The sequence below is a fragment of the Pseudomonas chlororaphis subsp. piscium genome (genome assembly GCF_003850345.1).
Taxonomy (GTDB): Bacteria; Pseudomonadota; Gammaproteobacteria; order Pseudomonadales; family Pseudomonadaceae; genus Aquipseudomonas; species Aquipseudomonas piscium.
The window spans coordinates 3047840-3072306 of record NZ_CP027707.1 but is presented as its reverse complement, the minus strand read 5'-3'; the positions used below and the strand labels follow the sequence as shown (position 1 = coordinate 3072306).

Sequence of the window (24467 nt, the reverse complement as noted above, 5' to 3'; positions counted from 1 at the left end):
CGATTCTTCCCTGATATTCAGTGGGTGCTCGCTGCCTGGGGGGCATCGAACTGGGTTTTGTACAGGTCGTCGCCAAAGCCCTGGGCCAGCTCTTCGAACTTGACCCGGGCGCCGCCGGCGAAGGGCTGGCGGATTTTCATCACCTCAGCCACGTCGATCTTTTCGTAGGCCGCGAGGATCTGTTTGGCCACGCCATACATCTGCTGATTCTTGACCGAACATTGCTGCACTTGTGTGTCACGTTCGCTCAATTGCGCTTGAAGCCGAGCCCGCTCGGCCTCTTTGGCCCGGGCCATGACCAGCAACTCGTCATAGGCCTTCTTGAACTTGCCGATCTGTTCGCTGCTGGCGGCCATCTGCGCCTGGGCCTGGCTGTGCAGGTTCTGCTGCTGGCCGGCCAGTTGCTCGGCGACGCCGCGGGCCTTGGCCAGGTCGGCGCTCAGTTGCTTGATCTGCGCCTGCGCCTGCTTGGCCTGGTTCTCGGCGGCGACGCGGGCGGCACTGGCCTGGGCCTGTTCGCTCTGCAGCGCCTGCAACTGCTGGGTGGTGCTGCGCAACTGAGTGCGCAGGCGCTCCTCCATGCCTTCGGCGCTGGCCCCGCTGGCCATCAGCACGCCCAGGGTCAACAACAGGCAGCGCCCTGCCCTGGCTCGCGCGTTCATCGCCGTGCTCCTCATAGCCGTACATTTCATCGCCGTGCTTTTCATCGCAAGACTGGTCATGACAGTGCCCCTCGCGCCCTAGAAGCGCGTGTTGATTTCAAGCTGCAAGACATCGATGTCGAACGGCGCGCCGTACACCGCCTCGGAGCTCAGCCAGCGGCCAGTGGCGAATACATTCTTGGCCAGGCCGTAGTTGCCGCCGAGGAAATAACCCTTGGCGTTGGTGCCGCCGAGGTGGAACGAGGAATCGTTGAAACCGTCAGGCAGCGCATCGGGCTGGATGTACTTGTAGCCAGCGAACAGGTTCCAGTCGCCCTGCTTGGCCAGCTCCAGGCTGTTGCCCAGGGTGAACTGCACCATCCAGGCGTTGGCGCCGCTTTCCAGCTCGCCGCTGCTGTCCAGGTTGTTGACGATCTGGCCTGCGGAGCGCTTGCGCATCTCGCCTTCGTCGTAGCCCAGGTTGTGGATGTAGTTGGCCTGGCTGCGCAGCTTGAAGTTCTCCGGCAGGTCGGCGTCCCACACCAGGTTCAGGTCCAGCAGGTTGAACTCCGAGGCCAGGCCGACGAACTGCGGCTGCGGGGTGGCGGCCGGGTTGAGCGGGTTGGGCGTGATGTCGCGCAGCAGGAACACGCTGTTGCCCTTCTGCATGAAGGCTACGCGGCTGCCGTCGCTGTCGCAGCCCGGCGCCCCGGCCCAGGGTTCGCAGGCACCGGAGCGCTGGCCTTCGATGTCGTCGAAGCGGTAGTAGGCCAGCGCACCCTTGAGCCGGTGGTTGCTGTTGATCGCCCAGTTGGCGCCGATCTGCGCGCCGTACAACCATTTGTTGTCGCTTTCTTCCTTGTCGAAGCCGTTGCTGGTGGAGGTGTCGTTGGTGTACTCCACCGGGAACGCGCCGACCGTACCGAACAGGCCCCAGTCACGATTGAGCTTGTGGTTGAAGATCGCCGCCACGCCGTCGAAATTCAGGTCGGTGGAATACAGCATGTCGGTGGAGAAGAACGGGTTGGCGATCCGCCCGCCGGTCAGGGTCAGGTCGTCGGTGGCCTTCCAGGTCAGGTAGCCCTGGTCGAGCCAGATGTCCTTCTTGCCGAACCCGCCGCCCAAGGTCTGGGTGGTAGACACCGGGTTGTTGTCCGAGCCGGTGCCGATGCGGATGCCGGCGGTCCAGTTCTCGGCGACCTGCGCCTTCATGCCCAGCCGGGCGCGCAGGCGGAACAGGTTCTCGCGGTCCTCGCGGGTGTTGAGCAAGGGCGGCAGGTTAGTGCTGCTGTTGGGGTTGACGTCATACGGGCCCTTGTCGTTGAGCCTGGCGAAGTCGACGATTTCGTTGCTGTTGCTGCCCGAGTAGTAGCGCGATTCGTCCCGCAGGCGAATGTCGCCGTCGAAGCTGATGCGCGACACCCAGTCCGGGAAGGTGTTGGGCTGGGCCCAGTTCTCCTGCTTGGCGGTGGCCATGACCTCGGCCTTGACCTGGTCGCGGATCTGGTCGCGGACAATGGCCGGCACGTATTGCACCCGCACATCCCCCGGGGTCGCCGCCGGCCCTGCCGCCACCGCGGTGTTGGCCTGGCGCGCCTGCTGCGCTTCGCGCTCGGCCTGGGCGATCAGGCCGTCGGCCTGCTCCTGTTTCAGCACGCCCTGCTGCACCAGCAAACGGATCAGATTGATCGTGGCGTTTTCCGAGGGCGCAGCGGGCGCGGCCGCTACCGGTCCCACCAGGGTCGCGATGACCATGCCGATCGCCAGGGACAATCGATTCACGTTGGAAATCATTTGCACACAGCTCCTTTTGGCAAAACTTGCATCAGTCGTTCGGTTAACCCGGGCGCCGCCCCAGCAGGGACAGGCGTACAGGCAGGGTCAGGGAGGCCGGCGGCCGCTCCGTCAGGTGCGGTGCGCCGCGCAAGGCGGCCAGCACCAGGGTGTCGATTTGCGGGTTGCCGCTGGACTTGACCAGCTCGACCCGGGTGATCTCGCCGACGGCGCTCAGCCAGACGTCGGTTTGCAGCGAAAAAGCCTGGTTGCGCAGGTCCGGGTTTTCCCGCAGCACGCGCTGGAAGGTGAAGGCCAGGAACTGGCTGTAGGTGCCGTTGCCCAGGCGCCCACCGCCGGAGCCGGCCATGCCGCCGCCCTTGCCGGCGCCAATGTTGAAGGCGTCGCTACCGGCCTGGGCATCGCCATCCATCTGCATAGGATTAGCCAGATCGTCCACCGGCGACGGCGGCGCCTCTTCCTCGGGCTTGACCTGTTCCGGCTCCGGGGTCGGTTCCGGCTCGGGTACTTTTTCCTCGACCTGCGGCTCCGGCTCCTTGGGTTTTTCCGGCGGTGGTGGCGGTGGTGGCGGCAACGGGATGATGGTCGGCACCTTGGGCGCTTCGCGGCGCACCCCGCTCATGTCGTTGGCCCACTGCCAGAGCAGCCAGGCGGCGCCGGCCCCCAGCAGCAGGCCCACGCCCCACTTGAGCAGGCGCGGCGCCGTGCGGTTCTTCACTGGCGGCAGCTGGATCGGCGGTGGTGTGATCGGTTGTTGTGCGGTCATGGGGTCAGCCCTGGCTCGGTTTGCCGGTGACCAGCCCGACCTGGGACAGCTCCAGCCGACGCAGCAGGTCCAGGACCTCGATGACCTTCTGGTACTGCACCGTGGCGTCGCCGCGCACGATCACCGGGAAGTCCGGGTTCAGGGCCTTTTCCATGCGCAGGCGTTCTTCCAGCTCCGCCAGGGTCACCGGGTAGGCGTCGAGGAACACCTGGCCGCCATCGTTGACCGAGATCGCCTTGGTCTTGGCCTCGGACAGCGACACCGAGGCGCTGGCCTTGGGCAGGTTGATCTGGATCCCGGAGACCTGGGCGGTGGCGGTGAGGATGAACATCACCAGCACCACCATCAGCACGTCCACCAGGGGCGTGATGTTGATGCTGTCCACTGCCGCGTCGTCATCGTCGTCGTGGGAGGCGTTCACAGAAGCCATGACGTTTCTCCTCAGGCCGGTACGCTGGCGTTATGAACGCGCGCAGGCGCGGCTTCACTGGACTGGCTGGCGCCATGCAGCTCGGCCAGGCGAGTGATGAACTCGTCGACGAACACCCGCATGTCGGCGCTGACTTCCTTGTTGCGGGTAATCAGCCGGTTGTAGCCAAACAGCGCCGGGATCGCGACGAACAGGCCCATGGCGGTGGCCAGCAGGGCCGCGGCCATGCCCGGGGCGATGGCGTTGATGTTCACGTCGCCGGCCATGGCCGTGCCGAGGAACACCACCATGATCCCCAGCACCGTGCCCAGCAGGCCGATGTAGGGCCCGCCGGCGATGGCGTTGGACAGGGTCGAGAGCTTGGAACTGAGCTGCTGGTTCTCGCGGGTGCGCACGCCGTCCATGGAGCAGCGGATGGCTTCGATGGTCGCCGCCGAGACCGACGAGGTGTCGGCGCCCTGCTCGCGACGGGTGCGGATCTCCTGGACCGCCACCTGGTACAGGCGCCACAGCGAGGAATGCTCCAGGCGCTGGGCCAGTTCGCGGTCGTCGGCGAACATCTCCAGGCGGGTGCCGACCCGGGCGAACTGCTCGCGGAACAGCTGGTTGGCACTGCTGACGCGGCCGACCATGCGGTTCTTGCGGATCATGATGATCCACGACTGGAACATCATCAGTACCAGCACCGCGATGATCACCCAGGCGTCCACCGGCACCGCCTTGAGCAAGAAGCCCAGGCTGCCGAAACCGAAGCCCGACTGCTCTTCATCGACGCCGTACACCACCAGTTTCGACTCGGCGCCCTGGGCCGCGGCATCGGCCAGCAGCAGGCCGGCGGGACGCGCTACCTTGGACAGGCGCAGCTCGTCGATGGCGCCGTTGAACGGTAGGAACGCACTGGCCTCGGCGCCCGCCCCTGCCACCGAGACCGGCGGCAGGTCGGCGCCAATGGCCAGTGGCGAATTGAACGCCGGCAACGCCACCGCCAGGCTGGCGCTTTCGCGGCCATTGACCAACAGCGCCAGCTGGCTGCCCTGGGCGGTCAGGGCCAAGTGCTGCCACTGCCCGGGATTGAGCGGCTGGGTCGACACTGCGCGCTGGCCGTCGACCTCGACAAAAGGCACGCCCTGGTTGACCCCGATCAGCAGGCTGCTGGTCCCTTCACGCCGGGCCAGCAGCAGTTGTTCGCCGCTGGCCTGGTCCAGGCGCAGCCAGGCGCTGAAGGTAAAGGCGCCCTCGGCGGTGTGTTGCAACGACGGGCTGGCCGGCAACAGCAGCGGCTGGCCGTTGAACTGCAAGGCCCGGCCGATCACCCCGTCGATGCTCGCGCCGGTGGCGTTCTGCGCGTGGTTGCCATAGGCCGTGGTGTCCTTGGCCGGGGTGCCGTTGGCGCCGTCGAAGTGATAGAGGGCGATGTAGTTCGGGTCGAAGGTCAGTTGGCCGTTGGCGCTGGCCGGGGCCTTCTGGTTGCCGTAGTACATCCAGATGTCCTGGCGCTGGCCGCCCTCCACATTCGGTACATCGACCCAGACCAGGGCCATGCCCATCAGCGGGTCGAAACTTTCGATCTGGTGGTTGAACACCGTCTTGTCATCGGCGCTGACGAAGCGCAGGTCGGAGCCGTCTTCCTTGACCCCATCGAAGCTGAAGTTGCCGGTGTGCAGGCGCACCAGCAGCGCGGTGCGGCCCAGGGCCTGGTTGATGGCCGCGCCTTGCGGCGTGGTGTCGATGGAGATCTGCTTGCGGTAGTGCCAGTCGTCCTGCCACCACGCCTGGGCGGTCGCCGGGAGCACGAAGCCCAGGCAGATCAACAGGGAAATCAGTAAGCGCTGCATGAAAGTTACTCCGTGAAAGATCAAAACGTCGCCTGCACACTGAAGTGCACGCGCGAGTCCTGTTTCTGGGTGTTCGGTCCATCAAGCAGCGGGTAACCCCAGTCCAGGCTGCCGGAAAGCCATTTGCTCAAGCTGGCGCGGGTGCCCAGGCCGACGCTGGCCAGGCTGTAGTCGGCCTCCTGGTCGGGAAGCTCGTCGCGCAGGTACATCCGGGCCCCTTCGGCGAAGGCGTAAAAACGCCATTCGTTGACATAACCGCCCAGGTACTTGGCCAGGGACGGCGTGCGCAGCTCCTGGGAAAACAGGTAGCCGTCGTCGCTGGTGCGCTCGGCCGCCAGGTAACCGCGCACCGAGGTGGCGCCACCGGCGGAGAACTGCTCGTTGGACACCAGCGGCCCCGAGGCCAGCTGGAACACGGCCTTGGATGCGGTTTGCCAGTCGTTGGCAAAGGTGTAGGTGTAATTCACATCGCCCTTGAGCACGGCGAAGCTGGGGTTGGCGCGGTAGCGCTTGTAGTCGAAGTCTTCGTCCGAACTGCCGTAGCCGAACAGGCTGCGGGTGCCGGCCACCAGGCTCAGGCCGAGGCCCAGCTGGGAAGTCTCGGTGTAGCGGAAGCCGTTGTAGGCGAAGGTGAACGGCGCGTACTTGAGCGGCACCTTGTCGCTTTCGCCGCCCAGGCTCAGCTCTTCCTCGAAGTCCTTGAAATCCACCCCGACCGAGAACGAGTTGGCCCAGCTGCCGCTGGCCGGCAGGCTATAGATCAGCGACAGGCCGTAGGAATGGCCCTTGCCCAGCACGTTGCTGCCGCCGATGGTGGCGACGTTGCTGTCGGACTTGTAGCCGGCGAACTGCAGGCTCCAGCGCTCATTGAGCGGCGCGGTGTAGGAACCGGACCAGACCTTGGCGTTGTCCTGGTCCTCGGGTGCGGTGAAATAGGTCAGGGAAATGCTGTGGCCCAGCTGCCAGAGGTTGTTGTAGCCCAGGCTGGTGACCGCCCGCAGGTGCTTGGTGTCGGCGCTGTAGTCGTTGTTCAGGCCGACGCTGGCCTGCCAGGGGTTCTGGTCTTCCACCTGCAGGTCGACGTCCATGGTGCCGGGGCGCTGGCCTTCGCGGACCAGCGGCATGACCTGGCGCCCGGGGGTCTTGTTCAGGCTCGCCAGCTGGCCCTGGACCTTGGCGAAGTCCGGCACCTCGCCTTCCTGCAGCGCCGGCACCTCGTCGCGGATTTCCACCGGCGAATAATGCTTGGCCCCCACCACCCGCACCCGCCCGACCTTGGTCTCGCTGACCTGCAGGTAGACAATGCCCTCCTCGACCTTCTGCTCCGGCAGCTCGACGAACACCGACTGGTAACCGCGGGCCTGGTAGACCTTCTGCAAGGCGTCGCGGGCGCCCTCGATATCGCTCAGGGCCTTCTGCGGGCCGAGGAAGGGATACACCGCCTCTTCGATGGCCCGGGCATCGAGCACGGTGTTGCCGCGCACGAAGTACTCATTCACATCCACCAGCCGCGCGGGCCCGGCCTCGCCTTGCGCCGCGCTGCCTTGCAGCGGTTCGCCTTCCACCGGGCCGCCCTCCTCGGCCAACAACGGCTGGCTCAGCGCAACCAGCGCCAGCCAGCCGCACACCGGCAGCCAGCGCCTGGTCGGCCCCGGCCGCCCCCTATCGAACAGATGCTCCACACCGCCCCCTAGATTTCCAAGAATGTCGAACCGCGTCGAAACCGCCGTCGCCGTCTGTACGGCGTTTGGCCGCATCAATTGCTCAAGGTCGATGTCGTGGCGTGCTTGGCCAGCCAGCTGTGCAGCAGCGCGAAGTTCAACGAGAACTCGGGCATTTGCAGCAAGGCGCCACAGAACACTTCACCGATGATTTTCTGGATCAGCAGCACCGCCCGCGCATCGTTCAACAGCGTGGCGATGTCACGGCTCAGCACGCCGAGGCTCCAGACCTTCTGGTTCAGGTCCAGGCCGACGAACCAGCGAAACAGCAGGTTGTAATTGAGTTGCTCGTACAACTGCTGCTCGCCGGGCACCGAATACAGCAGCTGCAACAGCAGGATGTGCATCACCGTGCGCGGGGCGATAAGCATGCCGGGCTCGGCATCCAGACCCTGGAGAATGTCGCGGTGCTGGTCGAGCAAGGCGTCGATCTGCGGACGCAGCAACACCAGCGAATGGCCCGGCGGGATATAGCTCGACACCTCCTTCAAGGCGCCCTGCCAGTCATCCTGGGAAACGATCCAGACCCACGGCGCACCGTAGCGGTAGACCGATACCGGCTTCTTGCGCGCGGCCTCGACTATCTTCGACAGCCGCTGATCCAGCTCCTGCATGCCCACTTTCGCGTAGCGTTCCATAGTCCCCATAACCTCACTCCCGGCGTCCCGCCTCGGCTCAGAACAGTGGCCAGAAGGCCCCCTCAAGCGCGTCACATATCCATGACGGGACTGGCGAAGTGCTACCGAACTTTTGTCACAAAAGCTTCATTCACCAGAGGGTGGGGTTTGTTCGCGATGACAACGCTGAGAGCACCAGGTACTCGAATCGGATAGGGGATATCCAAGAAAGACGGGGCCCCGTGAGACCGGCCCAGATAGCACTGACCCGCCAGGAGACGAGTCGAAAAAGGCTGGAGCCTCGCGTTCATTGGGGCTCAGGGAACGGGTAGGAGCGAGGCTTGCCCGCGATGGCGTCGGCACTATCGCCGGTAAGCTGGATGGACCACACAAGACTCCCAGCCCACCACCATCGCCGCTATAAAAACTGCCCGTCTGGCAGGCCCAGATCGATGACCCCACTGGCCAATGCCGACGCCGCCGCCCTGGCTTTCGCTGAAAACAGCCGCAACAGCACGACCTTCCCCAGCGTATCGCTGCGCAACGCCCCCTCGTGCCGATTGCCGATCAGAACCACATCGGGCGCCACCTGCCACTCGCCCGCCCGGGCATAGAAACGCGCCAACGGCGGATCGCAGGTAAAGACGCCAATATCGAGATGGCTGTGCTCCATGCAGCGGGTGGCCGCGGCAACGGTCCTCAACCCCAGGCCTTGCCCCTGAGAATCGGGATCGGTCATGACGCAACTGAGCCCGCCCATGTAGAAGGTGTCGCCGCCATGCTCGATCGTCTTCATGACAACGGCGGCATAGCTGATCACCCTGTCGTGCGTGCAGATATAAAACGAGAACGCGTCGAACACAGGATCGTGCAACGGTGCCATTTCCGCTGGTTCAGGCGCGTCCGGCTCGGGATAGACGCGCTGCTGCAGCAAGGTAAATGCTCGCTGCAAGGCTGAAGAGGCCCGGTTGTAGGCAATAACGTCGACAGCCCCCGGTGGCGAGGGCTTGAGGTCTGTCATGGGGTTGTCCTTGTTTGAAGTGACCTGATGGAGCAATATTCTTGCATGCCGGTTCACTGAAGTTGATCAGAAAGGGCGGCATTTCCCATACCGAACATGAAAAGCGCTCCCTCAGCACTCGCTCCTTATAGTTGCACTTGACCTCTAAGAATTTTGACTGCGATAACCTCCAGAAAAAGACTCGCCAACAAAACCCATCCGATGTACTGCAACATCAGCAATCGCCCCTTGAGAGGCTCCGGAAAGTTCTCGATATCCCCCTTGTCCAACGCCCCATGCTTAATGAGATAGTTCGAGAACAACAAACAACTGCCCACTCCCGCCACCATCATCATCTTCCCCCAAGGCCCCATGAATAGATAAAACCGATAGCTATTGATCAGCGAACAGTTCTTGACCGCCTCCAGAATGCTATCCATGCGGGTATAGCCTAAATAAAGGTAGTACCCCATCACGATAAACATACCGAGAAAAGTTACGCCCCCCAAAGAAGCAAGCACAATATCGGCGGTGTCAACTTTGCTCATTGCCCCACCTCGTAAACAACCTTTCCAATAATCCCCCCAATAAGCTCTCCCCCTTCCCCGGCGTAATAAGTTCCTCCGCCGGCTACCACCAAACCACAGACTACCGAGCCGATACCTCCCGTGGGGACTCCAATAGCCAAACAAACTCCCCCCGCGCCTCCCAGACTGATTAAGCCCCCTGTAATAGCCCCCGCAGCTACCCCACCCGTAAAGCTTCCAGTCTCCATAAACTTCACCTTCTCACATGCCTCCTTGTTCCCTGCCGAACACACATCCTGCACCTTCACATAAGACGCCCCACCGCCTAAAGCAATTCCAAGCCAGCCGCCCCACTTGAGTACCTTGGACGCCCTGGAAACACCCTCAATATGTGTCGCGTCCCCCGGTATCTGCCCCACCGCGCCCGCCTGGGTCCAACGATGCACCAGACTCCGGCTGGAAATCCCCAAGGCAGTTTTAAGGTTGGGGTGATCGGGAAAGGCAATGCTCATTTTTGCAATGGACAGCAGGCTAGCGTCCAACTGTGCGAACAGTTTTCTTCTTTCGCTAAAGAACTCGACACTACGCAGATGTCCGTCCCGCAGAAAGAACTTCTGATGAAGCGCTTCGATATCCAGCAAAGTTCTTTTCAGGCCATCCATGTGATTACCCGCAGCCCCCGTCCCCACGTTTAATGCCATTGAGCCATAGGACAGTATCGATTCAACCTGCGCCCGGTGCTTGAGCATAAAGGCCGCTTCCTCATCGCTCATGGACGCCAATGCCGCACTGACCTTCTCCGCTGCTTCCATCAGCAACGCTTCTTCGCCAGTGCATTGATAGTTGTCGGGATGACTGAGCACAACAAGTTACCCAGGCTTGGCAGGACTCGATAGCTGGGGATTGAGCCGACGGAATTTCTCCAGCACAGCCTCATCGGCCTGACCGAACAGCACCGTCTCCAGCGCGGCGCGGGTCATCGGCGTTTGCACGATATGAAACCCCGGTTCCACCAGATGTTGTGTGTCCTGCACCGACAGCGGCGGTGAAACGATATCGCCGTGAGCAACGCTCAGGCCGCGTACCTGATCCCGCGGCACCGCATCAGCAAACTCGTTTTGCGGATAGCCCTTATGAATGGCGTCGGCCCAGCGCTGGGTATTGATCACCGCGGGCCCGATGTAATCGCTGTCGAGCGGGATGGTCGGCTGGTCTCCGGAAATAACCGAGCGCTGGGTGGCAATCAGGCGATTGGCCCCGGTCGGACAGCCGCATTGCACAAGGCTACCTTCCACCGCCGTTGCTTGCTGGGTATCCAACAAGGTGTGATGACCTTCGGCGATAAAACCTACTGCCTGGCATACCGGGCACCAGACCGGGTCGGCAATGCGGGCGACGCGTTGGTCCACGACAAAGGTGGTGGCTGATCCGGCAATGACCTTGCCGCCGGTTGTGGTGGGGTCGCCTTCCCTGATGACAAAGGCCATGGGCTACGTTCTCGATGAGGAATTTGCCTCGAACGTAACGACCAATATCAGGCGGCTGAATCAGGCAATCCTGAAAAGGTAGCCCCTCTGAAACCCGCGCAAAACAAAGGGCGACGGGCAGCGATTGGCCCTACACAACTTGCAGAAAGTGCTGACTTGTCCGCTGCTGCTCCCCCGCCCTATAGTCCTTGCTCATCCATAAGGCGACCGGGTTTGGCGACCTGGAAATAAAACTTAAGAGACGCGCATCAGTGCCTTATTTTTTGCGAAGTCATGCCTTCGTCAAAAACTCAATGGCGGCTGTGCGTGGGAGACCTCAGGGTCTGCCGGTTTTTCTTAGGCTTTTTCCGGTTCGCCAACCCGCGTACAGCTGCCACCCCATTTGTTTGGCGACGAATACCGGGCGGCTATTTCAAATAGCTTAAGGAGCGTTACCGATGACTCAGCAATACATTCCCCTTACCGGCATCGATTGCCTCATCCCCTGCCTGCTGATCGACAAGGACACCCCACTGGACGTCCTCCACGCCAACAGCACGGCCCGCCTGCTGGCCGTCACCCAAGTGCTGGAAAGCCTCGCCCGCCTCGACCTGAAAGACGCCGACAGCGCCGACCTGCAACACCTGGCCAACGCCAGCGCCATCCTGCTGCGCGACAGCTGCGACCTGCTCGACGTCTTGGGCTGGCGCCTGCATCCTTGAAACCACGGGCACCTGTAGCCGCTGCCGCAGGCTGCGATAAGGCCGAAGGCCTTCGGCGATCTCAAAATCCTGCGCCCCCTTCGGGGCCGATCGCAGCCTGCGGCAGCGGCTACAGGAGAGGTGTCATTCAACCTCCAGCCACATACCGCCTTGGCCTTTCCACCCAAGCACAAAAAAGGGGCGATCGATGATCGCCCCCAAGCGTGTTGCCACGAGAGAACCTATAAGGTCAGTTGTCGCCGCTCCTCCTCGGTCAACTGCTGCCGCGCCTGATCGCTCAGCGGCCCGGCGCCCAGCACCTGCACCGGGCTGTTCGGGTTGTAACCGGGGTTGGCCCGGCTGGCGCCATCCTGGGTCGGCGCCAGGCGCTCCTGACCGAAACTCAGCACCTGCACGCTAAACACCGACGGCATATTCTGCCGCGCCGCCGCCTGCTGCTGACGCGCCACATCCTCGGCGGCCTGGGTCGCCGACGACGCCGCCGAGCTGGCCGACGTCAGGGCCCCGGTATTGACCGACGCCACCACCGGAATCCCCGAGGACTTGCCCTGGGTCTGGATATTTGCCGCGTTAACCACTTGCAAAGCCGCGATATTGACGTTACCCGAGACCCGGATCCCCGCCTCGCCGGCATCGATGGTGCCCAGGGGCGCGATCAGGTCGATATCTCCCGGCGCTACCTCGGCGATCGGATTCAGCGTGGCGATACCGGCCCCGGTGCTCGGCACCGACGGCGACAGGGTCACGTTGCCCCAGTTGTCGTAGACCCTTCTGGGCGGCGTATAGACCACGGTGGTCTTGGAACCGCGCCCGGCGTTGATATCGCCCTCGGCCGACCAGCCGAGGATCGAACCGCCGAAGGTGGTCATGATCCGGCTCTGGCCCAGCAGGATGCTGCCCAGGGAGTACAGCTGGATATTGCCCTGGCCCTGGGTGATCACCCCCGCCGTGGACGGTGGCGCCTCACCCTCAATGCCAAACACCTGCTGCCCGCCCGGGGTGAGCATCTGGATATCGCCGCCGACATTGGTGTGCACCCCGGCGCCGCCATACAGGGTGATATTGCCCTGGTAGACGATCGGGTTGCCGGCCACATCGGTGTCAGGGAACAGCGCGGCAATGGCGTTGCGTCCGCGCAGGTAGCTTCCCTGGCGCAGACCGTCGACCTGGTTGTACTCCAGGCCGCCGGCGCGCAGTTCGGCAAAATACACCTGGCGCGCGAACAACCCCTGCTCCACCGCCGACAGGCCGGCGAAATAGGCCCGGGCCTGCTCGTCGCTGCCGCTGAAGCCGTAGCGCAGCTTCAACCAACTGGCCAATTCCGTTTCGTAGGTCTTGGCCACCTTGCCCGGTTGCGCCGCCAGGGAAGCGCTGTCGCTGGCCAGGTTGGCCGGGTCCAGGTAGCGCGAGACAAAGGCCGTGTAGTTCGGCCCACTGGCCCCGGCCCCCGCCTGCAGGACGATGCTCGCCCCCGGTCGGTTGTCACCCGGCACCAGGGCGCCGAGGCTGGTGATCGAGGCCTTGTCTTCCATGCGGATATCGCGGCCGGCGTTGATTTGCAACAGGCCGGGTCCCGCGACATTGAAGCTGCTATAGAGGATGTCGCGCCCGGCCGAGACCAGGGAGATATCCAGCGGATCGTTGTGCACGAACAGGTTGCCGCTGCTCGAACCACCGCCCAGCAACGGCACGATGGTCGTCGCCTGCCCCAGCTGGGTGCCGCTGTTGACGATATCCCGGCCGGCCAGCATCCAGACCGGCGCGGCCGCGTCGTACCAGGTCTGGCCCGGGCGCGAGCCGGAAGCGCTGAAGTTCAGTTGCTCTCCCGAGCGTATGCCCACCAGGTCGCCCGCCATGGCATAGAAGCGCGCCGGCTCACGCCGACCGCCGAGGACAGTCAGGGTGTCGCCGCCAAAGGCGAAGAGCGGGAAGCTGCCCATGCCTTGCAGGGAAGACAAACCATCGGGGCTGAGATTGCTCACCAGCAAACGCCCGTCGCTGCGCCCTTCGAAGGCCGGCGCGAACGGCGTCGGCAACAGACGGCTGTCGGCCCCGGACTGGTTGAGTGCATAACCACCGGCAAAGATCGAGCCGCCGGCCAGCATCTGCAACTGGCCGTTAGGCGAAGGCGCCAGTACCAGGGAGTAAGGCGAGTTTTTCTGGCCGCTGCCAGTGCCACTGCCTGTGTAGAGCGCCGAAGAGCCGTAGTACAGGTTGCCGCCCGGGGCCACGGCCCGCAGGATCGACGGATAGATAAAGCGCCCGTCGGTGGGCGAGGTATCGAGTTGCGCCCGTGGCGTGTCATTGCTGCCAATGGCCAGCTCGCCGGTCTGGGTCGAAGGCGTCAGGTTGCCCCCCGCCGAGAACAGGTCGATGGCGGTATGCCCGGTCCAGAGCGAAAACCAGCCGCTACCGCCGCCCAGATAGGCGGTGCCGTCCAGGCTGAACGCCGAGGTATTGTGCTGCCGCGTACGGCCCGGGTCGACCGCCCCGCCGAGCACCAGGTCGCCACGGGTGGAGAGACTGACCGTGGCATCGCCGGGAATGATCACCAGGCCACCGGTGGCACTGGCCACCGAGGCCGAATACGGATCATAGGCCCGCACTTCGCTGGCGTCCTGGTTGAGGCTGAAGCGGCCGAAACTCTGCTTGATGCCGCCCAGGGCCCCGGCATCAACCTGCACATTGCCCCGCAGGTTGATCAGGGCGCCGTTCAACTCATGGTTCTGCCCCACTGCGGGCCCGCTGCCAACACTGGAAGCCCGAGCGTCCAGGGAAGGGTTGAGGCTGCCGCCGATATTCAGCTTGAGGTCGCCGCCCCCGGTCAGGGCCAGGCTGCCATCAGCGGTCACCCGCCCGGTGCTGCCCACTGCCAGGATCAGCGCCTCGCTACGCGGCATGGTCAGATCGCGGTTGCCACGGCGCAGCAGGGTGCCGGCATCGGTGCCGACCCGGACGTCCAGATTGCCTCCACCCAGGGTGCCGACTCCGGTGAAACCGGTGACCTGGGGCATGGGCGCGCCTACGGTCGGGGTGACATAGGTACCGAAGTTGATCCACCAGGCGGTCGGGACGGCTTGGTCCAGCGCCGCCGAGCCACTGCCCTGGCGCCATAGCCAGTTGCCCGTACCGGCACTCGACATGGCTGTGCTGTTCGCGCTCTGGTCCCAGGTACTGCCCAGGGCATCGCCGCGCAGGCTGCCCGCCGTCGACAGCAACAGGTTGCCGCCCTGCTCCGGGTACCAGGCCTGGTAGAGGCCCACGCCCGTCACCAGCTTTTCATAGGCAGCCACCTGCTCGTCGAAACCGGCCTTGTAGTTGGCATTGCCGTACAGCGGGAGGCTGTTGTACCCGCCCAGCACCGTGCCGGCGCTGCCCACGCCGCGGGTTGCCGCAAAACCCGCACCCATGGCCGGGGACTGGGTGCCTGCGGTATAGACGCCGAAGACCGATTGCATGCTCAGATCGCCACCGGCGATCAGGTCCAGGTCGCCAGTGCCGGTGCGCAGCACGCTGAAGATCGGCGCCATGGCCCGCACCGCGATCACTTCTCCAGGCTTGTCGGGTTCGCCCGGCTCACCAGGCTTGAAGACACAGAGTCCCGGTGCCCAGTCGCAATATCCGCTAGCCAGATCTTCCGGCGACATCGGTTGGCCCACCACGCCGCCCAACCAACTCCAGTCCGGACTCTCCGCCTCAGGCCCCCAGACCCAGTTATCGACACTGGGCTTGAATTCACAGAGTCCCGGAGCCCAGTCGCAATATCCGCTAGCCAGATCTTCCGGCGACATCGGTTGGCCCACCACGCCGCCCAACCAGCTCCAGTCCGGACTCTCCGCCTCGGGCCCCCAGACCCAGTTGCCTCCCGGCTTGCCAGGAACGATCTCGCGGTCCCGGAACAGCGAATAATGGGTATCGGCCAGGATCAACTGGCCATCGACCACCCGGGGCTTGACGCTGCGGGTGTCGGCCGCCGAGGTATCGGCGCCGCTGACCAGGCGCAGCGACCAGGACTGCGAGCCCTCGGGCAACAGCCCGGCGATCGCCCAGTTGCGCCCCTGGCTTTCGCCATCGGCCGGGCGCAGGGCCACCGACAAGGCGCCGTTGGGCAGCTTGACGTCGGTCTGCGACGGAATCAGCGCGCCGGCTTTCAGCGCCAGGTCGCCATTGAGGGCATAAGTGTCCTGCTGGCCGCTACTCGGATCGAGGGCCGCCGGCAGCGCCACGCCTTTGGGCCAGAGCATGGCCTGCAAGGCGGTACGGCTGGTCAACAGGGTCCCGGCGCCGAGCCGGGTGCCCTCGGGCAGGGTCACCGCCTGTTCCAGCAAGGTGCCGGCGGCGTATAGCAGGCTGCCGTCGGCGGCGCGCACATCGCCGCGCAACACGCTGCCGGCATCCAGGGTCAGCGCCTGCGCCAGGCGGCCCTCGGTGGGCAGCACCACGCCACTGGCGAAGGTGCTGGCCTTGATCGGCAAGTCATAGTTGAGGGTCTTGCCGCCCAGGAACAGCGTGCCATCGGCCAGGGTCACGCCCAGGCCCGGTACCACCAGCTCGCCGCCAAACGGCTGCTTGCCAGGCAGCAATACCCAGCCGGCATCGTCCGGGGTGGCGGGCGGCGGGGTAAAACCATCGGTGACACTGCCGCGCACTTCAAGGTTGCCGGCGGCGCGGATCGCCAGGCTGCCGGTCTCGCCGGAACCGTAGACCGCAGTCCTGGCAAAGTGCGGGTTGAGGCTGGCATAGCGGTAGCCGGACAGGTCCAGGTCGCCCTGGATCACCACGTCCCGCTCGCTGCTGATCTGCACCCCGGGGCGCAGGTGCAGGGCATCGCCATAACCGCCGGCGGTCAGGCCGGCCAGCTTGCCGTCGAGCAGCCTGGTATTGGCCAGGGCCGCGTCGATGAAGGCCGTGCTCTGGTCGTGCTTGAAGTTCATGTAGGCCTGGTCGATTACCCGGTACGGTCTCCCGCTGGCGGCGTCGCTGCCGTCCTTGAGCAAGGCGTCGCTGTCACTGTCGTCATAACGCCAAATGCCATTGACCGCGATCGACCTGGCCCCGCTGATCTGCTGGCGGCCGTTGGCATCGATATCGATATCGCCGCCACTGACCCCGCCCAGCCGTGGCGCATTGAGTTCCAGGGTGCCCCGGGCCTGACCATCGTGCTGCCCGGGCTGGCTGCCCAGGGTCGCGGCGGTGCCGTGGCGCAAGTCGATGCGGCTGCCCTCGGCCAGCACCAGCCGGCCCTCGCCCGAGGTCAGTTCGACCACCGCGCGGTTCGGTGCATCGATGATCTTGCCGTAGCTGTCGACCCGCAGTTGCGTGCCATGGGCATCGAGCAGCGCCGACCCGCCCAGGGTCAGGCCGTTGCGCGCCGCCAGGCGGATGCTGCCGACCTGCTCGCCGCTGGCATCCACGGTGCCGAGCACCGTCAGGTGGCCATTGTCCAGAGACAGGTTGATCTCCCCCGCCTTGAGTTCGCTGCCCAGTTGCAGGTCGCCCTGCTTGAGCTGGAAGCTGCGCGCACCATAGACCTGGCCCTCGTTGAGGCGCTGGTTGAGGGCCGCGAAATCGCCCACGCCCTGGGCGCGGATATCCACCCCGCCGGCCTTGTACGGCACCCGTGTGCCGCCGGCATCGTAATGACCGGAACTGCCACCGAGGATCGCCCCCAACAACGCTACCTGGCCAGCCCCCGGGTCCAGGGCAATGGCGCTCAGGGTCCCGGCCTTGTTGTTCTGCGCCGACAGGTCGATCCGCGAGCCGACGGCCTGGCGAATATCGCCACCGCGGCTTTCCAGCATCACATCGCCGCCCCAGCTGTACTTGTTCAGGTCATTGAAGGGCACGGTGCGCCCGGCCAGGTCCAACTGGGCATTGTTCGCCAGCACCAGGTCGCGCTCGGCCAGCAGGCTCAGCTTGCCGCTGGGCAGCACCACCGCGGTGTCCAGGCTGATGCTGCGCCCCTGCAGCGCCAGTTCGCCACCCAGGGTGTTGATCGGCCCAGGTGCAGCGCCACCACCGGAGATACGGATATCGCCGCCGGCCTTGATCCGGTTCACCGAGCCGGCTTCACCGGTCAGCAACGGGGTGACGATATTCAGGTCGCCGCCGCTGTAGCTGTAGCCCTTGCCGCTCTCGTAGGCCCCCTGACTCTGGTAGACCGCCAGGCTGCCCTTGTGGTTGGCGGTCAGGCGCTGGCTGGCGCGCAGGTCGACCCTGGCAAAACCCAGGGCCAGGCGATCGAAGGAGGCCAGGCTGTCGGGCTGCGATTGTGGGCCGTAGCCGAACTCGATGCGCTCGGCGGCCAGTTCCAGGCGACCGCTGCCAGTGCCCGCGCCCTGGTTGATCACCGTGCCCGGCAGCCCCGCCGTGCCGTTCCAGATCAGGTTGGCGGTGCGGATGCTGGCCACGTCCTCGACACCGCCATGACCGTAGATCGCCGGCGTGCCCAGGATCAGGTTGCTCAGGCTGGACTTGCCGGTGACCGGATCCAGGGTGCTCAACTGCGTCGAGCCATAGAAGTTCAGCGAATCCCGGGCATTCAGGGTCAGGGTCTCCAGGGCCGGCGCACCGCGTTCGCGGTCGCCGCGCAGCAGCCGGTCGAGCACCTGCTGGTTGAGGGTCAGGCCCGGTGCCAGGGTATTGCCCGCGGCGGCTTCGGCCAGGCTCTGGCTGCTGCCGACATTGACCCCGCCCACCGCCAGGGTCAGGTTGCGGGTGCCATAACGCACCTCGTCCCCCAGTTCGAACAGGTTATCGGTGGCCGCGGCCAGGGTGCCTTCGGAATACAACTGGGTCACGCCGTTGCAACTGCCGGCACAGCTGCCGATACGAATACTGCCCGGCCCCACCTGGCCGTTCTGCGCCGGGGTCGGCGGCAGCAGGTCGAGCCAGCCGTTGGACACCGCCAGCAGGCTGGTCCTGCCGGGGTCGTAGATAAAGCCATCGCGGGAATCGTAGGCACTGGCGCCGCGCCCCAGGGTATCGATCCCGGCGCCCTGCTCCACCACGATGCCACCCGTGGTCCGGCCACTGAGAAGCATCACTTCAGGTGCCGACAACAGAGCCCCCGAGCGCAGGGTCAGGTCGGTCAGGTTGGAGCTGAAGGCGATGTAATTGCCGCCCTGGCCATACTGGCGGGTACCGGTGCCACCGATACGCAGGCTGGCCGCGCCCAGGGCATTGAGCTGCGCCGCATCGATCGAGGTGCCGGTAAAGCCCGCGCTGGGGCCGCCCGCGACGATCTCCATCTGGGAACTCTGGCTCTGGCTCAGCACGCTGGCGACGGTGCCGTAGCCGCCCTTGTCCGGGCTGAAACGACTGGTGCCAGCATAGGTGAAGGACGGTTGTCCAGTCTGGTTCTGCAGCAGATTCAGGGTCAGGCCCTTGGCGTCGGCGGTCAGGGCCGCGCGGGGAATGCCCAGGCGCGCCGCATCGCTGACGAGGAATTGAGCCAGGGAAGTTTCGTTGTATTGGGAATAGCGGCGCAGCACATCGGCCGAGGTCAGGATCACCTGGCGCGACAAGCTGTCCTGGATCCCGGTGCCGAGGACCGACAAACGCCCCGAGGTACTCCAGGAGCCATTGGCCATGGCCAGGCCCGGCTGCTGGGCGGCCAGGCCGGCGCCGCCGTTGAGCTCGACCCGGAACGCCCCCGGCAGCAGCGCGTAGTTCGCCGGCAACAGGGTATAGACCCCCGGCGCCAGTCCCGGCACCCCGGCCTCCAGGGTGATCTGCTGGCCGATCACCGGGTCCAGGGCCCCGCTCTGTCCGGCGCCAGGGGCATAACCGGCCTGGTTGCCAGGCACGATGGCATAGACCGGATTGCTGGCCAGCCCCGGCAGGTTGAAGCGACCGTCGGCGCCGATCTGCACCAAGGGGTTGAAACGGGCATCGGTGGAGCCGCCACGCCCGGAAACAAAGCCCGCGCCGGTCAGTTCGCCACCGCCCGACAAGTCCACCACGGCACCGCTCTGGACATCGATCGACTGCCCCAACATCGTCAGGGTCAGCCAGTCGGGACCCAGGATGGGATTGAGTACGCTCTCGCCCAGCGGCTTGCCGTCCTGGGTCCAGGTCTGGCCGTCCACCGTACCGCCAAAGGGCATCACCAGCCCCGCCGCGCTCAGGGAGGTCAGGCTGCCGGGCAGCAGGCGAATGATCGAGCTGTTATCTTGCGGGCCATTGCTGAAGCCCAGCACCAGGCTGCCCTGGGGCGCGCGAACCACCCCGCCCTGGTCGATGCTCTGGGCGGACAGCAGCAGGCTGCCATAGGCCGAATAGGGCACGTCGGGGTCCTGGGCGCTGCTGCGGCCGATGCTCAGGTGGCGGGCACGGATCTCGGCACGGGCCAGGGTCTCCGGGTAGAGCTGCGCCACCGTCAGGTTCAGGTCGCCTGGGGTATTCAGGCGGGTGACGGAGATATTGCCGGTGGGGCGCAGCATGCGCATGTCCCCGGCGCTGCGCACATCCATCGTGGCAAAGCCGCGCTGGTCCAGCGGCAACTGGCCACTGCGCAGGTTGATGTCGCCATGGGCACCGAGGTTGACCTCATCGCGGATATCCAGCAACTGGCTGGCCACGACCAGCTGCGCCTGGGTCGCCTGGGTCGAACTGCCACCGCGTACCACAGATACCGTCACACTATTGTCACGGGCACCGATCGTGGCGACACCCGCCAGCCGCACATAAGGCGCACTGAGCCTGACCCGGGTATCGTCCGCCGCGCCCTGGGCCAGGCCCAGGGAGGCCGAATACAGCTGCAGGCTCTGGCCGAGGGCCAGATCGACATCGCCGTCGAAGCTGATCTGGCCGTTGCTCAGCAAGGCCAGGCTGCCAAAGCCACCGGCGTCGACCTGCTCCACGCTGAGATGGCCCTGCCCATAGGCCAACGGCCCCGAGGTTGTGCCATCGAGGGTCTGGCGGCGCTGGCTGAGCAGCAGTTCCCGCGGTACCAGGGGCATATCACTGTCCAGCAAGTTGCGATCATAGGTCCCAGTCTCCAGAGCCACCGCCAGACGGCCGCCCGCCGTCCCCTGGCCACCGGCTGCGGCGCGCAGGTCGCCGTCCAGATACAGGCCATTGATCGAGCTGAGGCTGATACTGCCGCCATTGCTGGCCAGGGTCATCGGACCGGCGCCCTTGATATCCAGGGCAGCCTGGGCACCGGAGGCCTCGAGGCGTGAACCGGCCTTGAGCTGCACGAACAGATCCGGCGCCACCGCGCGACCAGTAGCCAGATCCAAGACGCCGCCGATGACAATGCTGCCACCGTCACCGACCTTGCCGTAGCGCCGGCCCTGGGCATCCAGGGCACTGACCACATAGCCGGAAACATCCACCAGGGCATTGGGCCCCAGCAGGATCGAGCGCTGATGAGTACTGATCAGCGGCTGGCTTTCCAGCTGCAGTGGCTGTACGGCGCCGATCGAAACCTTGCCGCCATGGGCGATCAAGTGACCATCGACGCTGATCTGGCCGATCCCGCGCAGGGCGATGGACTGGCCATTGTCCACTCTCACGGTGGCGCCCTGTCCGATATCCAGGGCGACGCTGGCGATATCGGCAGCACTGGAACCGAGTCCGCCGGTCTGCAGGGTCAGGCTGGCACCGGCACGCTGGCTCAGGCGGCCGTTGACCGGGTCCTCCTGGTAAGGCTCCGGCAGCCACGGCTGCAGGGCGCTGGCGGCCGGTTCGCCGCTGGCGACACTGGCCGTCCCGGCAGCCTGGGCGTAGACCGGTACCCGGACATCCACCTGGGCGCCCTCGGCGACTGTCAGCCCCTGGTTGCCGATGATCTCGTAGGCGCCGAAGCCCTTGCCGAAAAAGTCGCTGGCCAGAACCAGGGTCGCGGCGTCGGGCGCCGCCGCGCCACCGATCTGCACCTTGCCCGCTTGCAGGCTCAGGTTGCCACCGCCATTCACCCCATGAGCCTTGAGCTGGCCAGCCAGGGTCAGGACGCCGCTGCCGGCGGTGCTGCCGGCATTGGCCGCCAGGGTCAGGTCGCCGCCCTTGCCACCGCGCAGGCTGCCGTTCACCAGCAGCGCCGCGCCGCTGCTGACATCCACCTGGCTGCCGGCGGCCAGGGTCAGGTCGCCACGGCTGCGTAGGGACACACTGCCGCCGTTGACGAAGGCCAGGCCACTGTTGTCCTGCGGCGCCAGCAACAGGTTGCTCCACAGCCCGCTGGTGTCCAGGTGAGCGCCGTCGCTCAGCACCAGGCTGGCCATGGGACCGGCGGTGGAGCCGATCAGCGTATCCACCAGGGCGGCTGTCGACGCGGGCCTCTGTAGCAGCACGTTGCCCAAGGCAATGCGCCCGCCATGGCTGGTCAGCCCGGCATTGACCCGTACCTGCGGACCGTGCAGGGCGATCTCCCCCGCCGGCCCGACCTGCAGGTCACCGTCTACCGTCACGCTCTCAAAGGCTGCGATCCGCACCGCGCCCAGGCCAAAGCCGTTGAGCTGCTCGGTGTCCAGGCGCAGTTGCCCCTGGCGCTCGCCCAGGGCCGAGTCCAGTTCGATGGCCAGGGCCTCAGCGACCTGCCCCGGGGCCAGGATCACTTGCTTGAGGGTCCTGTCGGTGGCCTGCAGGGTGTTTTGCAGGGTGCCGCTGTCCTTCTGCCAGAACGGGCGGTAGTCGCCGACTATCAACTGCGCGCCACGGGCCACGGCATTCTGCGCCTGGTCGTAGCCATCGAGCCCGGCCTGGGCGGCCTGGGCCTGGCGTTCGCCCTGGTAGGTGTTGCCGAGCAACTGGCCCTCGAGCACCGCGCTGCCGGTGCCAACCACCAGCTTGCCGGCATCGCGGCCAACGCTATAGCCGTCTTCGTAGCGCTGCTGCGGCGCGATCAGCGGGCTGTAGTAGTAATCGGTCTGGCCCCAGCGCGGGCTGTTGTCCTCATACCCCTTGTAGATACCGCTGTAGAGAATGTCGCCCGGCGCCCGGGACAACTCGTAGAGGCGCCCTTGCGGGCCCTTGAGCCAGGTCTGGCGAACCAGGCCGCCCTGGACATCGAGGGTACCGCCGGACAGGTTGATGCTCGAACCGGCCTGGGTCACCACATCGCGCCCGGTGAAGGTCAGGGTACCGCCCTGGGCCATCCACTCGCCCACCCCATGGGCCTGGGTCCCCAGGTAGCCACCAACCTCCAGCAGGCCGCCGCCGGTGTACCAGCGATCCGTGGCATAGCCGTTGGTCCCGGCCGGCACATAGACCAGCTCGCGCACATCGACCCACACATCGTTGTTGTTCAGGCTGCCCTGGTCGCGGTTGCCGGCGGCATCGCGCTGCTCGTTGCCCTGGATATTGACCTTGACGCTGTTGGCCTCCATGGCCACCTTGACCCCGACCGCACCCGCCACATCGATCACCGCGCCGTCGCGCACCAGGCTGCGCTGGCCGGCGCTGACCGCCACCTGGCCACCGGTGGCCAGGGTGCTGGAGCCGGGCTGGAAGTCCACGGTGCCGCCACTGACGATCTCCACCCGCGACTGGTCGGTACGGTCGACCACGCTGCTGAGGTTGTCGAAGGCGCCGCCAATGTTGTTGCCCTGCCCCCCCATCCCGGCCAGGCCCGCGGCACGCTGGCTGTCCAGGGCGGTGCCACTGGCGGCGTCCAGCAGGATCGCCGTATGGCTGCCCTGGCCCAGGGTCACGCTGGAGCTGCTGTCGCTGGCCGAGTTGAGCAGGTGCACGGTGCCGCGGCTGTCCACCGAGGTGGTAGCCAGGGCCACGCCGTTCTGTTGCACCTGGTGCCCGGTCAGGGTGATATCGCCGGTGGCGGCCTGGATCAGGCCGTTGTTGCTGACCTTACCGGCCTGGCTGCCGGCCTTGCGGGTGCTGGCCACCTCGTTGCCGCGGGTGGTCGAGGTGGTATTGCCGGCGGTGCCGGAGCCCTTGCGAATATAGAAGCTGTCGCCGGCGGCCAGGGTCGCCTGGCCCTTGGGCGTGACAATGCTACCGGCGTTGTCCACCTCGTTGCCTAGCAGCAGGACATAACCGCCGGACTCGGTGGACACTCCCGGCGCCCGGGTCTGGATCAGCGCACCTTGTTGCACTTGGACCTTGCCGGCGGCATCGGTGAAGGTCGGCTGCGAGCCGCTGCTGTCGACATACAGCCCGCGCTCGCGGAACTGGCTGTCGCTGATGGTCGCGGCGGCGGCCACCAGGTTACGGGTATCGACCTGGCTGCTGCCGCTGAAGATCACCCCGTTGCGGTTGACCAGCATCACCGTGCCGGCCGCCTTGATCTGGCCCTGGATCTCGCTGGGCCGCGCCTGCGGATCGTTGACCCGGTTGAGCACCGCCCAGTCGGCCTGCTGCTGGAAATCCACCGTGGTGTTGCGCCCGACGTTGAAGGTTTCCCAATTGAGAATGGCCTTGTCCGCGGTCTGACCGATGCTCACCGTGGTCTTGCCGTCGGCCTGGGTCTGCACCGGGTTCCTGGCATTGGTCCAGCCCTTGGTCAGGGCATTCTCGTCGACCTTGAGCCCGCCCTCGCCCAGGCCATCGGGAATGCTCGAGGCCGCCACCAGGGCCGAGCGCCGCCCGGCCGCCTGAGCCGCCTGCTGCGCGGCGATAGCGGCCACCGTGTTGCTGACATTGCTCAACGACTGCTGCAACTGCTGGTTGGCCTTCAACTGCTGGGCCAGGGGTGGAGGCGAACCTGGCTTGGGCAGGCTGCCCGCGACCCCTCCGGCGCCCGCCGCCTGCTGCGCCGCGCCCTTGCTGGCGAACCAGCCGGCGCTGAATGCCGTCTCGGCCTGGGCACTGCCCGCCACCAGCAACAGGGCAATGGCATGGGCCAGGGGCTTGAGATGCAGGACAGGCAACGCCTCGCAGCGGCTTGCGGACTTCAGAACAGGGTTGGGCTTACCGAGGCGCATCGCTCACATATCCTTTTACAGGGTCGCGAAATAAGTCGGCGGCCCCGTCCGCTGTCACGGA

The 24467-nt window shown here is 65.6% G+C and carries 11 protein-coding genes and 1 pseudogene; 1 reads left to right on the top strand and 11 read right to left on the bottom strand.

Translation table 11 applies throughout. The annotated features are described in order from the left end of the window. Positions 1-17: 17 nt before the first annotated feature. The 10 genes and pseudogenes from C4K38_RS14295 to C4K38_RS14250 all read right to left on the bottom strand — a co-directional run bounded on the left by C4K38_RS14295 (position 18) and on the right by C4K38_RS14250 (position 10818). On the bottom strand, positions 18-662 hold the full coding sequence (locus tag C4K38_RS14295) for a hypothetical protein (protein WP_053278928.1): 645 nt from the start codon (positions 660-662) through the stop codon (positions 18-20). Positions 663-740: 78 nt separating this feature from the next. Further along, positions 741-2435, bottom strand: coding sequence for a putative porin (locus C4K38_RS14290; protein WP_053278927.1), 1695 nt, complete (start codon positions 2433-2435; stop codon positions 741-743). Between the two features lie 43 nt (positions 2436-2478). Further along, entirely contained in the window at positions 2479-3201 is a 723-nt protein-coding gene (locus C4K38_RS14285; protein ID WP_053278926.1) for a TonB C-terminal domain-containing protein, read from the bottom strand. 4 nt (positions 3202-3205) lie between these two features. Then, a complete protein-coding gene (locus C4K38_RS14280) occupies positions 3206-3631 on the bottom strand; it encodes an ExbD/TolR family protein (RefSeq protein ID WP_023964687.1) in 426 nt (141 codons plus the stop codon). A gap of 11 nt (positions 3632-3642) precedes the next feature. Continuing rightward, entirely contained in the window at positions 3643-5466 is a 1824-nt protein-coding gene (locus tag C4K38_RS14275) for a DUF2341 domain-containing protein (protein ID WP_053278925.1), read from the bottom strand. Positions 5467-5486: 20 nt separating this feature from the next. Further along, a complete protein-coding gene (locus C4K38_RS14270) occupies positions 5487-7223 on the bottom strand; it encodes a ShlB/FhaC/HecB family hemolysin secretion/activation protein (RefSeq protein ID WP_414860344.1) in 1737 nt (578 codons plus the stop codon). Continuing rightward, entirely contained in the window at positions 7223-7834 is a 612-nt protein-coding gene (locus tag C4K38_RS14265; protein ID WP_169897782.1) for a transposase, read from the bottom strand. The genes C4K38_RS14270 and C4K38_RS14265 overlap by 1 nt, the downstream gene beginning before the upstream one ends. A 388-nt stretch (positions 7835-8222) precedes the next feature. Beyond that, positions 8223-8825: a GNAT family N-acetyltransferase gene (locus C4K38_RS14260; RefSeq protein ID WP_053278924.1), complete on the bottom strand. Its 603-nt coding sequence runs from the start codon at positions 8823-8825 to the stop codon at positions 8223-8225. A gap of 125 nt (positions 8826-8950) precedes the next feature. Next, positions 8951-9352, bottom strand: a complete 402-nt coding sequence (locus tag C4K38_RS14255) for a hypothetical protein (RefSeq protein ID WP_053278923.1) — start codon at positions 9350-9352, stop codon at positions 8951-8953. Beyond that, a pseudogene (locus tag C4K38_RS14250) lies at positions 9349-10818 on the bottom strand (PAAR domain-containing protein). The gene C4K38_RS14255 and the pseudogene C4K38_RS14250 overlap by 4 nt, the downstream one beginning before the upstream one ends. A 437-nt stretch (positions 10819-11255) precedes the next feature. Here C4K38_RS14250 and C4K38_RS14245 point away from each other — a divergent pair. After that, positions 11256-11519 (top strand): short-chain dehydrogenase, encoded by a 264-nt coding sequence (locus C4K38_RS14245; protein ID WP_053278922.1) that lies wholly within the window; start codon positions 11256-11258, stop codon positions 11517-11519. Positions 11520-11740: 221 nt separating this feature from the next. On the opposite strand, the gene C4K38_RS14240 is transcribed toward C4K38_RS14245, so the two are convergent. Further along, positions 11741-24406, bottom strand: coding sequence for a filamentous hemagglutinin family protein (locus tag C4K38_RS14240; RefSeq protein WP_053278921.1), 12666 nt, complete (start codon positions 24404-24406; stop codon positions 11741-11743). Between the last annotated feature and the right edge of the window lie 61 nt (positions 24407-24467).

What these genes read in the sequence shown, in the direction of transcription:
- C4K38_RS14255 (WP_053278923.1), bottom strand. Translation starts at nt 9,352, where the DNA reads ATGAGCAAAGTTGACACCGCCGATATTGTGCTTGCTTCTTTGGGGGGC.
- C4K38_RS14265 (WP_169897782.1), bottom strand. Translation starts at nt 7,834, where the DNA reads ATGGGGACTATGGAACGCTACGCGAAAGTGGGCATGCAGGAGCTGGAT.
- C4K38_RS14260 (WP_053278924.1), bottom strand. Translation starts at nt 8,825, where the DNA reads ATGACAGACCTCAAGCCCTCGCCACCGGGGGCTGTCGACGTTATTGCC.
- C4K38_RS14280 (WP_023964687.1), bottom strand. Translation starts at nt 3,631, where the DNA reads ATGGCTTCTGTGAACGCCTCCCACGACGACGATGACGACGCGGCAGTG.
- C4K38_RS14290 (WP_053278927.1), bottom strand. Translation starts at nt 2,435, where the DNA reads ATGATTTCCAACGTGAATCGATTGTCCCTGGCGATCGGCATGGTCATC.
- C4K38_RS14270 (WP_414860344.1), bottom strand. Translation starts at nt 7,223, where the DNA reads ATGCGGCCAAACGCCGTACAGACGGCGACGGCGGTTTCGACGCGGTTC.
- C4K38_RS14240 (WP_053278921.1), bottom strand. Translation starts at nt 24,406, where the DNA reads ATGCGCCTCGGTAAGCCCAACCCTGTTCTGAAGTCCGCAAGCCGCTGC.
- C4K38_RS14285 (WP_053278926.1), bottom strand. Translation starts at nt 3,201, where the DNA reads ATGACCGCACAACAACCGATCACACCACCGCCGATCCAGCTGCCGCCA.
- C4K38_RS14295 (WP_053278928.1), bottom strand. Translation starts at nt 662, where the DNA reads ATGAACGCGCGAGCCAGGGCAGGGCGCTGCCTGTTGTTGACCCTGGGC.
- C4K38_RS14275 (WP_053278925.1), bottom strand. Translation starts at nt 5,466, where the DNA reads ATGCAGCGCTTACTGATTTCCCTGTTGATCTGCCTGGGCTTCGTGCTC.
- C4K38_RS14245 (WP_053278922.1), top strand. Translation starts at nt 11,256, where the DNA reads ATGACTCAGCAATACATTCCCCTTACCGGCATCGATTGCCTCATCCCC.